At 66.7% G+C, this 11,928-nt stretch carries 10 protein-coding genes; 7 read left to right on the top strand and 3 right to left on the bottom strand.

Translation table 11 applies throughout. The annotated features are described in order from the left end of the window. The first annotated feature begins 196 nt into the window (after nt 1–196). Nucleotides 197–1,897, top strand: a complete 1,701-nt coding sequence (locus B6S44_RS06335) for an ATP-binding protein (protein ID WP_129155902.1) — start codon at nt 197–199, stop codon at nt 1,895–1,897. A 60-nt stretch (nt 1,898–1,957) separates the two neighbouring features. Here the strand turns inward: B6S44_RS06335 and B6S44_RS06330 are convergent, their stop codons facing one another. Then, nucleotides 1,958–2,668: an FMN-dependent NADH-azoreductase gene (locus B6S44_RS06330; protein WP_129155901.1), complete on the bottom strand. Its 711-nt coding sequence runs from the start codon at nt 2,666–2,668 to the stop codon at nt 1,958–1,960. 117 nt (nt 2,669–2,785) lie between these two features. On the opposite strand from B6S44_RS06330, the gene B6S44_RS06325 reads away from it, so the two are divergent. The 3 genes from B6S44_RS06325 (at nt 2,786) to B6S44_RS06315 (ending at nt 6,550) form a co-directional block, all read left to right on the top strand. Then, complete coding sequence (locus B6S44_RS06325; protein WP_129155900.1) at nt 2,786–3,673, top strand: LysR substrate-binding domain-containing protein; 888 nt, start codon at nt 2,786–2,788, stop codon at nt 3,671–3,673. Between the two features lie 122 nt (nt 3,674–3,795). Then, nucleotides 3,796–4,185, top strand: coding sequence for a DNA-directed RNA polymerase subunit omega (gene rpoZ, locus B6S44_RS06320; RefSeq protein ID WP_057192190.1), 390 nt, complete (start codon nt 3,796–3,798; stop codon nt 4,183–4,185). A 157-nt stretch (nt 4,186–4,342) separates the two neighbouring features. Beyond that, the gene (locus tag B6S44_RS06315) at nt 4,343–6,550 is read left to right on the top strand and encodes a RelA/SpoT family protein (protein WP_129155958.1); all 2,208 of its coding nucleotides are present in this window, start codon (nt 4,343–4,345) and stop codon (nt 6,548–6,550) included. 3 nt (nt 6,551–6,553) lie between these two features. Here the strand turns inward: B6S44_RS06315 and B6S44_RS06310 are convergent, their stop codons facing one another. Beyond that, on the bottom strand, nt 6,554–7,396 hold the full coding sequence (locus B6S44_RS06310; RefSeq protein ID WP_129155899.1) for a LysR substrate-binding domain-containing protein: 843 nt from the start codon (nt 7,394–7,396) through the stop codon (nt 6,554–6,556). A 116-nt stretch (nt 7,397–7,512) separates the two neighbouring features. Between B6S44_RS06310 and B6S44_RS06305 the strand changes: the two genes are divergently transcribed. The 3 genes from B6S44_RS06305 to parC all read left to right on the top strand — a co-directional run bounded on the left by B6S44_RS06305 (nt 7,513) and on the right by parC (nt 11,271). Beyond that, a complete protein-coding gene (locus B6S44_RS06305) occupies nt 7,513–7,896 on the top strand; it encodes a tautomerase family protein (protein ID WP_126112688.1) in 384 nt (127 codons plus the stop codon). Nucleotides 7,897–8,139: 243 nt separating this feature from the next. Next, nucleotides 8,140–8,868 (top strand): DNA repair protein RecO, encoded by a 729-nt coding sequence (gene recO / locus B6S44_RS06300; protein ID WP_129155898.1) that lies wholly within the window; start codon nt 8,140–8,142, stop codon nt 8,866–8,868. A gap of 156 nt (nt 8,869–9,024) precedes the next feature. Further along, nucleotides 9,025–11,271 (top strand): DNA topoisomerase IV subunit A, encoded by a 2,247-nt coding sequence (parC, locus tag B6S44_RS06295; RefSeq protein ID WP_129155897.1) that lies wholly within the window; start codon nt 9,025–9,027, stop codon nt 11,269–11,271. 188 nt (nt 11,272–11,459) lie between these two features. On the opposite strand, the gene B6S44_RS06290 is transcribed toward parC, so the two are convergent. Further along, on the bottom strand, nt 11,460–11,867 hold the full coding sequence (locus B6S44_RS06290) for a DoxX family protein (RefSeq protein ID WP_129155896.1): 408 nt from the start codon (nt 11,865–11,867) through the stop codon (nt 11,460–11,462). Nucleotides 11,868–11,928: the final 61 nt, after the last annotated feature.

The raw sequence follows: 11,928 nt of genomic DNA, 5'->3' as shown, positions 1-11,928 counted from the left end.
CCCCTCGTCCTTTGCCGTCTACGCCGCGTCAGGCGCGGGTTCAAGGCAAGGGATGTGATCAACGCCGTCAGTATTGGTGATCAATCCCACACGTATTGCGTGTGTATCAGGAATCTACACGCAATCTGCGGCGTGACGCTTATTAAGCCCTGGCACCTAGCTTCCGGCATCGTCCCATCGCCTTTTCGGACCTGTCATGCAGCTTCCCGCCGACCATCGGCAGTTCGAGACGAAGGTCACGCCGGATCGGCGAGACCTGAACCAGCCGGCCGACCGCGCGCTCGGTCGCGTCGTGTCGTGCACGGGATCGCGCGCCACCATCGCGGCCACTGCGTCCGGTGCGCCCGGCACCCATGACGGCTGCGCGATCGGCCGCCTGATCTCGATCAGTCTCGGGACGAGCCGTGTCGTCGGGCTTGTCTACGAAATGCGCGCGCTGCAGCCGGTCTGGGACGAAGCCTACCCCAATGCCATCGCGATCGAGGTCGAGTTGCTCGGCGAGGTCGTCGACGGTGAGAACGGCGCGGCGCGCTTCAACAGCGGTATCGTTACTTACCCTCCGATCGGGGCGCTGGCGCATCGCATCCGCTCGCGGGACCTGGCGCTCATCCATGATCTCGGCGAGCGCAGCGCTGTCTCGCTCGGTACCCTGACCCAGGATGCAGCGGTTCCGGCGAGCGTCGATATCGAGCGCCTGCTATCGCGTCATTTCGCCGTGCTCGGCACCACCGGCGTCGGCAAATCGAGCGCCGTGGCGCTGATGCTGCGCAAGGCCGTGGCGGCGAGGCCGAACCTGCGGGTGCTGATCCTCGATCCCCACAACGAATACGCCCACGCCTTCCAGGACACCTGCGTGCGGATCGATGCGAGCACGCTCGACCTGCCGTTCTGGCTGTTCCGCTTCGAGGAGTTCGCCGACATCGTCTTCCGTGGCCGCTCGCCATTGGAGGACGAAGCCGAGATCCTGCGCGAGGTCGTTGCGGTGGCTCGCAGCCGCTACCGCGTCGTCTCCGCCCATGACATGGCGCGCGATCTCGGCAGCAGCGTGCTGAAGCGGCCGCTCGATCCCGGCGCGCGCCGGCCGGGGGAGGTCAGCGGAACAGCCGAGCTCGCAGCGCCCTATCGCATCGCCGATCTCTTCACCGCGCTCGACGAACTGATCGGGCTGCACGAGTTGCGCTATCCGCGCACCACCCTGCGCGCGCTCAAAGTCAGGCTCGAAACGCTGTACAGCGATCCGCGCTACGGCTTCCTCTTCGCCCATGCCAACAGCATGGAGACGATCGCACCGGTGGTCAGCCAGATCTTCCGCGTGCCGCATCGGGGCCGGCCGATCACCGTGTTCCAACTCGCCGGGCTGCCCTCCGAGGTCGTCAACGCCGTGGCGTCCAGCCTGGCGCGGCTCGCCTTCGACCTCGCCATGGCGAGCCGCGGCAGCTACGAGATCCTGCTGCTCTGCGAGGAGGCGCATCGCTATGTGCCGCAGGACCAGTCGCTCGGCTTCGCGCCGACCCGCCAGGCCATCGCCCGCATCGCCAAGGAGGGGCGCAAATACGGCGCCTATCTCGGCATCGTGACGCAGCGTCCGGGCGAGCTCGACCCGACCATCCTGTCGCAATGCTCGACCGTGTTCGCCATGCGCCTTGGCAACGAGCGCGACCAGCAGATCATCCGCGCCGCGATCGCCGACGCCTCGGCCAGCACCATCGCCTTCCTCTCCTCGATCGGCAATCGTGAGGCGATCGCCTTCGGCGAGGCGGTCGCGACGACGATGCGCATGCGCTTTTCCGAGCAGCGGCCCGACGAGCTGCCGGCGATGGCCGGCCGCGTGGCTGCCCAGGTCGAGCAGCGCGAGCCGCTGGTCGAGGAGCTCGTCGCCCGCATGCGCGGGCTCTGATACCCGGACGCTGGCGGTACTCACCGATCGGGTCGTGGGATTGGCGCCGCTTGGATTGTGTCAGGCGATCTCCAGCGCTCGATCCGTGGTTTCGGCGGCGTCGCGCGCGAGCTTCTCGACCAGTTCGTCGACAGCGGCTTCGGCCGTGGAAATCGACGCCCTCAAGCGCTCATCGGCGAACTCGTCATACTCGATGGCGACCGAATGCGTTTCGGTCAGGCCAAGATAGCCCATCGGCACGCTCAGGCCGCGCTCGACCAGATTAACGGCCTCGAGGCGGCCGCCGGGGGCGTAGCCGTAATCGCCGCGGGAGGAGAGGATGACCATCCGCTTGTCCGCCGGCAGCATCGGCCAATAGGGCTCGCCCTGCCGGCTGCGGTCGAAGCCGAAGGTGACGCCGACGCGTACCACGTTGTCGACCCAGGCCTTGAGCTGGGCTGGAAGGCCGAAATTATACATCGGCGCGCCGATCACGATGAGGTCGGCGCGCAGAAGCTCGTTCACCAGGGCATCGCTCTCTGCGAGCTGTGCCTGCGCCGCTGCGTCCCGGCGTTCGGGCCGGGTGAAGGCGGCCGCGATCCAGTCGCCGCTGACGGGCGAGGGCGGCTGCAGCCCGACATCGCGATAGGTCAGCGTGTCCTGCGGCCGCGCCGCCTGCCAGCGCTCGGCGAAGCGATGGGTCAGGCGGCGCGTATGCGATCCGCGCGGGTCGACCCCGGACCGCCCGGGACGGGCGCTGGCATCGATCTGCAGAATGTGAAGCGGCGGCATGGCGATCTCCATGAATTCAAATTTCTCATGCGATGTTCTCGCTATCTGTGAGATAGGTTGCTATCTGCCGACGAACAAAATCGAATTCCTCAACTGATAGATGAGCCAGTTTCACTCATGTCGGGGCCCCGGAAGCTTCCTCCGCTTGCTGCGCTTCGCGCCTTCGAGGCTGCCGCCCGGCATCTGAGCTTTCAGAAGGCGGCCCGGGAACTGGCCGTGACGCCGACGGCGGTCAGCCATCAATTGCGGCTGCTGGAAGCGACGCTTGGCCTGCCGCTCTTCGAGCGCCATGTCCGGCGCGTTTCGCTGACGCAGGCCGGCGCGCAGCTCTTTCCCGTGCTCAGGGATGGGCTGGACAATTTCGCGCGCGCCATCGCCGAACTCTCTCCTCGGCCTCAGCGCAGCGCGGTGACGGTCAGCGCGACCGCGCTCTTCACCGCGCGCCGCCTCATTTCGGCGCTGGGGCTTTTCCAGGCGCAGTGGCCGCAATTTGCCTTGCGGCTGCATGCATCGGACGACGCCGTCGATCTCGTGAGCGGCGCTGCCGATCTCGCCGTGCGTTACGGTGCTGGCCCGTTTCCGGGACTGGTCTCCGAACCGCTGTGTCAGGAGCGTTTCGGCGTGGTCTGCAGCCCCTTGCTCGGTCTCCGCGATCCCATCGATCTGACTGCGGCGAGGCTGATCCACTCGGAGTGGCTGCGTCGGGATCTGCAGCCGGATTGGCGATGCTGGCAGGCCCTGGCCCGGGTCGCGGGACTGAATGTCGAGGCTGGCCTGCGCTTCACCGACGAAAGCCACGCTATCCAGGCGGCCGTGGCAGGGCAGGGCGTCGTGATCACGAGCCTGTTCCTGGTCGAGGACGAGCTTTCGCGCGGCGTGCTCGTGCACCCGTTCGGTCCGGTTATCGAGGGGCATCACTATCACCTGGTCGCGACCGAGGAGAACATGGCCAGCGCGGATGTTCAGGCCGTCCGGCAATGGCTCAAGGCAGTGGCGTCGCCGTAATGGCCACGCCCGCATCGCGGCGCGCGGGGAAGGCGGTTCAAACCTTGCATCTCCGGCGCGCAGCCTGTATGAGCGCCGTTCAACCTTTCCATCGTATCGCGCAAGATCAGAAGGAGCCGCGAATGGCTCGCGTCACCGTTGAGGATTGCATCGACAAGGTCGAGAACCGCTTCGAGCTGGTTCTGCTCGCGAGCCATCGCGCCCGCATGATCGCCTCGGGCTCCTCGATTCTCGTCCAGCGCGACAACGACAAGAACCCGGTCGTCGCCCTGCGCGAGATCGCCGACGAGAAGCTCACCCCCGAGGATCTCAAGGAAGACCTGATCCACTCGCTGCAGAAGCATGTCGAGGTCGACGAGCCGGAGGCCGACACCGTACCGCTGCTGACCTCGCAGTCGCATGTCGCCACCCCCGATTCGGAGGTTCAGTTCGACCGGATGAGCGAGGACGACCTGCTGCGCGGCCTCGACGGCCTCGTGCCGCCGACCGAGAGCGCCGACGACGAAGATTGAACCGCCGGAAAGCGTTCATGACGTTTGCTAAAGCCCGGCCCCGCCGGGCTTTTTTCATGCCCGCCCCGCACGGATTCGTCTTGCCGCACCCTGCCGCGATCGTCGATATTGAACCGAATCCAATCGAGTTGAGCGGTGGAGTTACGCCCGCATGGGCATGATGCGGCAATATGAGCTTGTCGACCGGGTCAAGCGCTACAACCCGAACACCGACGAGGAGCTGCTCAACCGCGCCTATGTCTACGCCATGCGTGCGCACGGCACGCAGAAGCGCGCCTCCGGCGACCCGTTCTTTGCCCATCCCCTCGAAGTCGCGGCGATCCTGACCGAGCTCAAGCTCGACGACGCCACCATCGTCGCCGCCGTGCTGCACGACACCGTCGAGGACACCGAAGCGACGCTGGAGGAGATCGAGACCCTGTTCGGGCCCGATATCCGCCGCCTCGTCGACGGGCTGACCAAGATCAAGAAGCTCGACCTCGTCTCGAAGAAGGCGGCGCAGGGCGAGAACTTTCGCAAGCTTCTGCTCGCCATCGTCGACGATATCCGTGTTCTGCTGGTCAAGCTCGCCGACCGGCTGCACAACATGCGCACGCTGCACTATGTGCCGCCGGAAAAGCGCCTGCGCGTCGCCGAGGAGACGATCGAGATCTATGCGCCGCTCGCCGGCCGCATGGGCATGCAGGAGTTGCGCGAGGAGCTGGAGGAGCTCGCCTTCCGCCATATCAAGCCTGAAGCGCATGCCACCATCACCAAGCGGCTGGAGGAGGTTACGCAGCGCGAAGGCAAGGTCATCGGCGAGATCGAAAGCGATCTCAAGACCAAGCTCGCCGAGCGTGGCATCGAGGCGCAGGTCCTTGGGCGGCGCAAGCGCCCCTATTCGATCTGGAAGAAGATGGAGCGCAAATCCGTCTCCTTCGAGCAGCTCTCCGACATTTTCGGCTTCCGCGTCATCATCGACAAGCCGGAGGACTGCTATCGCGTCCTCGGCATCGTCCACATGACCTGGCCGATGGTGCCCGGCCGATACAAGGACTACATCTCGACGCCGAAGCAGAACGATTATCGCTCGCTGCACACCACCGTCGTCGGCCCCGGCCGCCAGCGCGTCGAATTGCAGATCCGCACCGACGGGATGGACCGCGTCGCCGAATTCGGCATCGCCGCCCATGCCCGCTACAAGGATGGCCGGACGGCCGGCGTCGTCGCCGCCGCCGACGAGAGCCGCGCCTATCAATGGCTGCGCCGCACCGTGGACCTCCTGGCCGAGGGCGACAATCCCGAGGAGTTCCTCGAACACACCAAGCTCGAGCTCTTCCACGACCAGGTCTTCTGCTTCACGCCCAAGGGCCGCCTGATCGCGCTGCCGCGCGGGGCGACGCCGATCGATTTCGCCTATGCGGTCCACACCGATGTCGGCAACACCGCTGTCGGCGCCAAGATCAACGGCCGGATCGCGCCGCTCCTGACCGAGCTCCAGAACGGCGACGAGGTCGAGATCACCCGCGCCGAGGGCCAGGCGCCGCCGGCGGCCTGGGAATCGCTGGTGGTGACCGGCAAGGCGAGGGCCGCCATCCGCCGCGCCACCCGCGTGGCGGTGCGCCGGCAATATGCCGGGCTCGGCCGCCAGATCCTGGAGCGCGCCTTCATGCGGGCCGAGCGGCCCTTCACCGACGAGAAGCTGAAGGCGGCGCTGAAGCGCCTCGCCCGCACTGCCGTCGACGACGTGCTGGCCGCCGTCGGGCGCGGCGAGATGTTCTCCGGCGACGTGGTGAGAGCGGTCTATCCCGACCTGGAGCCGGAGAAGCGTGCGACGGGTGAGGCCAAGGCGACGCCGCCCGGCAAGGGCTGGTTCGAATTGCGCCAGGGCGAGAACCTCAAATTCAAGCTGCCGAACGAGACGCCGGGCGCCGACGCGATCCCGATCCGCGGCCTCGGCGGCGACCTGCCGGTGCGCTTCGCGCCGGGCGGCGGCGCCGTCCCGGGCGACCGCATCGTCGGCATCCTGACGCCGGGCGAGGCGGTGACGATCTATCCGATCCAGTCGCCCTCGCTCGCCGCATTCGACAACGAGCCGGAGCGCTGGCTCGACGTGCGCTGGGACCTCGACGACAAGCGCCCGCAGCGCTTCCCGGCGCGCATCCAGCTCAACTCGATCAACGAGCCGGGCTCGCTCGCCCAGATCACCACCACCATCGCCGAGCATGACGGCAATATCGACGCGGTCTCGATGATCCGCCCGACGCCGGACTTCACCGACGTCACCATCGACCTCACGGTCTGGGACCTGAAGCATCTTTCCGCGATCATCAGCGAACTCCGCGAGAAGCGGGTGATCAGCCGGGTCGAGCGCGTGGTGGCGTAAGCGTCACCCCGCCCGGAACGCCGCCGCCAGCTCCCTGACGAAGGCGTTGGCGCGAGGCGTCGCGACATTGCTGCGCAGCACGACCTCGAACGTATCCAGCGCCGGCAATCCCCATTCCGGGCCGAGGTCGACCGCTCCGCGCGGCGCGATCCGCGCGGCCAGCGGCGAGACGCCGAGGCCGCCTTCGACCGCCGCCAGCACAGCCGCCATGCCGCCGCCGATGAAGGCCTCGCGCCAGGGCAGGCCAACGCGGTCGAGCGCATCCATGGCATGGCGGCGCAGGCGGCATTCCGGCATCAAGCTGACCAGCGGCACCGGCCCGTCGGGCTTCGCCAAGGAAGGTGCGCCGAACCAGCCGAACGCATCGCGCCGCAGCACCTCGCCGGTGCGTCCGGAGCCCAGCCGGCGGATCACCGCGACATCGAGCTCGCCGCGCTCGAAGGCCGTGTCCAGCGCCGCCGAGGGCTCGATGCGCAGCCCGATTACCAGCGAGGGGTCGTGCTTGGCGAGCCGCGCCAGCAAAGCAGGGGCATCGGCCCCGACCGCCTGCTCGCTGATGCCGATGGTGATGCGCTCCTGAACCTGCTGGAAGGAGGTCAGAGCGCGCTCATGCGCCGCCATCAGCTCGCGCGCGGCCGGCAGGAAGCGCTCGCCCTCGGCTGTCAGCCGAACCAGCCGCGGATGCCGCTGCAGCAGCAATTGGCCTAGCGCCTCCTCCAGTTTCTTGACCCGTGTGCTGATCAGGGATTGCGCGGTACCGAGCGCCTCGGCAGCGCGGGTGAAGCTGGAGAGTTCGGCGGCATGCAGGAAGGCGCTGACGCCGTCGAGGTCGAGGGTGTTGCTCATTTTAGATCTCAATTTAAGATCATTGATATCATCAAAAATACGGTTTTCAGATTATCATTTCAAGCCTAGCTTCGGGATGTCGGCGGCTAAGGCCGCCCCGTTCCATGGAGCCTGTCATGCCTCTGATCCGGATTTCGATGCGCCGCGGCCGCCCGGCGTCGCATCCCGCCGCCATCGTCGATGGCGTCTACCGCGCCCTGCGCGCCACCTTCGAGGTGCCGGAGAACGATCTCTTCGCCGTGGTGCACCAGCACGAGGCCGAGGAGTTCATCTTCGACAACAACTATTTCGGCTTCAACCGCAGCGACGCTCTGGTGATCATCCAGCTTACCGTCGCCAACACCCGCGGCGTCACCCAAAAGAAGGCGCTCTATGCCGCCATAGCCGAGAACCTGCAGAAGGAGCCGGGGCTGAAGCCCGACGACATCTTCATCAACCTCGTCGAGGTCAAGCGCGAGGACTGGTCCTTCGGCGGCGGGATCGCGCAGTACGTGGCGTGAGCAAACGTCACTGGAGAAGGCGCGGGGAACCCTCTCCTGGAAGGAGAGGGCAGGGTGAGGTGTAGGCCGCTGGACCAGTTCCGCGAGCGCTCACGGCGCGGTCGGGTTGAGGCTTACGATTTCTCTCCCGAACACCTCACCCCTACCCCTCTCCTTCCAGGAGAGGGGATCCCGCGCTTCTGCTGACACGCTTCAGCATAGCAGCACTGGAAACCTACCCCTCATTGCCTCTAACTCTCCGCGATGGAATGGAGCGACGAGGGCACGATCATCGGCGTCAGGCGCCACGGCGAGAGCGCCGTGATCCTGGAGGCGATGACGCGCGATCATGGCCGCCATCTCGGCCTCGTCCGCGGCGGCCGCTCGAGCAAACAGCAGCCGGTGCTGCAGCCCGGCAACCTCGTCTCGCTGACCTGGCGGGCGCGGCTCGACGAGCATCTCGGCGAATACAAGGTCGAGCTCCTGACCTCGCATGCGGCCAGGCTGATGGCGCAGCCGGTCGCGCTCTATGGGCTCGCCAATGTCGCCGGCCTGCTGCGCCTGCTGCCGGAGCGCGATCCGCATCCCGGCCTCTATGAGGGCCTCGCGGTGCTGCTAGCCCATCTCGACGAGATCGCGATCGCCCCGGCGCTGATGGTGCGCTTCGAGCTCGCCATGCTCACAGAGCTCGGCTACGGCCTCTCGCTCGAACGCTGCGCCGTCACCGGCCTGCGCGAGGAGCTCAGCCACGTCTCGCCGAAATCGGGCAAGGCGGTCAGCCGCAAGGCCGCCGAGCCCTATCTCGACCGTCTCCTCGCCCTGCCGGCCTTCCTGAGCGAGGGGCAGGGCGCGCGCCGGCCGGCGCCGGCCGAGATCGCCGCCGGCTTTGCCCTGACAGGTTTCTTCCTGCGCCGTGACCTCTACGAGCCGCGCGGCCTGCTGGAGCCGCCCGAGCGGGTGCGCCTGCTGGAGCTGGCTGCGAGAATCCCCTGATTTCTGCGGTTTTTTCGCCGGTCCCGCTTTGCGTCGCTTGCATCCCGACTGCATCGTTGCATCAAGTGATTCGGGCCCTTATTCCCTCGTCCTGCGAGGTATGGACCGGTGTTAGCCCCTCAGCTGGGCTGCGTGTCGAACTAGGTTGGTAGAAGCATGGGCAAACCCGTCGAGCCGCCTCCGGAGGAGGAAGCCGAACGCGTCGATCTGAAGAGCGCGCTCGAAGAGCGCTATCTGACCTATGCGCTCTCAACGATCCTGCACCGCGCCTTGCCGGATGCTCGCGACGGGCTGAAGCCGGTCCATCGCCGCATCCTGCACGCCATGCGCCTGCTCCGGCTCGATCCCGGCCAGGTCCACAAGAAATGCGCCCGCATCGTCGGCGACGTCATCGGCAAGTTCCACCCGCATGGCGACCAGTCGGTCTATGACGCGCTGGTGCGTCTCGCCCAGGACTTCGCCCAGCGCTACCCGCTCGTCGACGGCCAGGGCAATTTCGGCAATATCGACGGCGATAACGCCGCCGCCTACCGCTACACCGAAGCGCGCATGACCGAGGTCGCGCGCCTCCTGCTCGACGGCATCGACGAGGACGCGGTCGATTTCCGCGAGACCTATAATGGCGAGGACGAGGAGCCGATGGTGCTCCCGGCCGCCTTCCCGAACCTGCTCGCCAATGGCTCGCAGGGCATCGCGGTCGGCATGGCGACCTCGATCCCGCCGCACAATGCCGCCGAGCTCTGCGACGCGGCGCTCTATCTGATCCAGCACCCGGAGACGACCTCCGAACAGCTGATGACCTTCGTGCCCGGGCCCGATTTCCCGACCGGCGGCATCATCGTCGAGTCGCGCTCCTCGATGGTCGAGACCTACCGGACCGGCCGCGGCGCCTTCCGCACGCGGGCGCGCTGGCATGTCGAGGATCAGGGCAGGGGCACCTGGTTCGTCGTCGTCACCGAGATCCCCTACATGGTCCAGAAGGGCCGGCTGATAGAGAAGATCGCCGAGCTCCTGAACGACCGGAAATTGCCGCTGGTCGCGGACCTGCGCGACGAGTCGGCCGAGGACATCCGCGTCGTCATCGAGCCGCGCGCCCGCAATGTCGACGCCAACCTGATGATGGAATCGCTGTTCAAGCTCTCGGAGCTGGAATCGCGCATTCCAATGAACATGAATGTTCTGACCGGCGGGCTGGTGCCGCGCGTGCTCAGTCTGGCCGAGGCCTTGCGCGCCTGGCTCGACCATCGCCGCGAGGTGCTGATTCGGCGCTCGCGCTTCCGTCTCGGCCAGATCGAGAAGCGCCTCGAAATCCTCGCCGGCCTGCTGATCGTCTATCTCGACCTCGACCGGGTGATCAAAATCATCCGCGAGGAGGACGAGCCGAAGCTCGAGCTGATGAAGGTCTTCGCGCTCAACGAAGTCCAGGCCAATGCCATCCTCGACATCCGCCTGCGCGCCCTGCGCAAGCTCGAGGAGATGCAGCTCAAGACCGAATTCGACGAGTTGACCCAGGAGAAGGGCCAGATCGAGGGCCTGATCGCTTCCGACGCGCAGCAGTGGAAGACCATCTCCTGGGACATCCGCGAGGTGAAGAAGCTGTTCGGACCGGAGACTGCGATCGGCAAGCGCCGCACCACCTTCGCCGATATGCCCGACACGACCGATATCGACCTGACCCAGGCCATGGTCGAGCGTGAGCCGGTGACGGTGGTGATCTCGAAGAAGGGCTGGATCCGGGCGCTGAAGGGCCATGTCCAGGACCTGTCGAGCCTCACCTTCAAGGGCGACGACACGCTCCGCACCGCCTTCTTCAGCGAGACCACGGCCAAAATCCTGGTGATGGCGACCAACGGCAAGATCTTCACGCTGGAGGCCTCGAAGCTGCCGGGCGGGCGCGGCTTCGGCGATCCGATCCGGCTGATGATCGAGCTGGAGGAGAGTGCCGAGATCGTCGCCGCCTTCCCCTACAAGGCGGGCTTGAAGCTCCTGGTCGCGAGCACGGAGGGGCGCGGCTTCGTCGTGCCGACCGACGACGTCGTCGCCAATACCCGCAAAGGCAAGCAGGTGCTCAATGTCGACTTGCCGGCCGAGGCGATGCTCGTCGTGCCGGCCGAGGGCGACCATGTCGCAATCATCGGCCAGAATCGCAAGCTGCTCTGCTTCCCGCTCTCCGAGGTCGCCGAGATGAGCCGCGGCAAAGGCGTCAAGCTGCAGCGCTACAAGGATGGTGGCCTGTCGGACGCCAAGGTCTTCAAGCTCGAGGACGGGCTGACCTGGCTGGATTCCTCGAACCGGACCTGGACGGTGGCGCAGGCCGAGCTGATCGAATGGCTCGGCCATCGCGCCGAAGCCGGCCGCCTGCCGCCCAAGGGCTTCCCGAAGAACAACAAGTTCGGGGGGTGAGCGAGGCCGCGGGCGCCCGGCGGCGCGCCGTTATCTGACGGTGCGCTGCGGCGTGGGCCAGCCGACCGAGCGGCCGAGATCGGTGGTGTGGCAGGCCGACAAGGTGAATGCCAGCAGTGCGGCGGTGATCAGGCGCGACATGAATTGCTCCGGATGGATCGTGCAGGGATAGTGCGAGCCGGGCCTGTTCAGTCTCGGCCGAGAAACACCGGCTTGGCCGCTGCCTCGATCGCGCTGCGATGGGCACTGGCGACCAGCAGGCAGAGCGCGAGCAGGACCGCGGCCGGCAGCGGCGAGCCGGGCAGGACCGTGAGATGCGCCAGGGTGGCGCCGACCATGGTGGCGGCCAGCAACAGGGCGGCGAAACCAGCGAGTGCAGGCAGGAGCAGTGCGGCAGCGCCGGCCAGTTCAATCGTCCCGGTCAGATAGCGGAACCATTGCCCGAAGCCGATCATGTCGAAGACCTCGACCATCGGCTGTAGGCCGGCAAGCTTGGCACCGCCGGCGACTGCGAAGGAGGCGGCGAGCAGCGCTTTGACGGCCCATAGGCCGAGCCGGCGCCAACGTGGCGCCTCCGAAACTTCAGTAGCCGACATGGATGTCTCCGAGGAATGCTCGAGGGCTGCGGCGGGCGGCCCGTCGCTTTCGTCGTGAGAA

Origin of the sequence: Allobosea sp. Tri-44 (assembly GCF_004123845.1) — a bacterium.
GTDB lineage: Bacteria > Pseudomonadota > Alphaproteobacteria > Rhizobiales > Beijerinckiaceae > Allobosea.
The sequence above is the reverse complement of the archived record's forward strand: the minus strand, read 5'-3'. Positions and strand labels throughout refer to the sequence as shown.

What these genes read in the sequence shown, in the direction of transcription:
- B6S44_RS06335 (WP_129155902.1), top strand. Translation starts at nt 197, where the DNA reads ATGCAGCTTCCCGCCGACCATCGGCAGTTCGAGACGAAGGTCACGCCG.
- B6S44_RS06330 (WP_129155901.1), bottom strand. Translation starts at nt 2,668, where the DNA reads ATGCCGCCGCTTCACATTCTGCAGATCGATGCCAGCGCCCGTCCCGGG.
- B6S44_RS06325 (WP_129155900.1), top strand. Translation starts at nt 2,786, where the DNA reads ATGTCGGGGCCCCGGAAGCTTCCTCCGCTTGCTGCGCTTCGCGCCTTC.
- rpoZ (WP_057192190.1), top strand. Translation starts at nt 3,796, where the DNA reads ATGGCTCGCGTCACCGTTGAGGATTGCATCGACAAGGTCGAGAACCGC.
- B6S44_RS06315 (WP_129155958.1), top strand. Translation starts at nt 4,343, where the DNA reads ATGATGCGGCAATATGAGCTTGTCGACCGGGTCAAGCGCTACAACCCG.
- B6S44_RS06310 (WP_129155899.1), bottom strand. Translation starts at nt 7,396, where the DNA reads ATGAGCAACACCCTCGACCTCGACGGCGTCAGCGCCTTCCTGCATGCC.
- B6S44_RS06305 (WP_126112688.1), top strand. Translation starts at nt 7,513, where the DNA reads ATGCCTCTGATCCGGATTTCGATGCGCCGCGGCCGCCCGGCGTCGCAT.
- recO (WP_129155898.1), top strand. Translation starts at nt 8,140, where the DNA reads ATGGAATGGAGCGACGAGGGCACGATCATCGGCGTCAGGCGCCACGGC.
- parC (WP_129155897.1), top strand. Translation starts at nt 9,025, where the DNA reads ATGGGCAAACCCGTCGAGCCGCCTCCGGAGGAGGAAGCCGAACGCGTC.
- B6S44_RS06290 (WP_129155896.1), bottom strand. Translation starts at nt 11,867, where the DNA reads ATGTCGGCTACTGAAGTTTCGGAGGCGCCACGTTGGCGCCGGCTCGGC.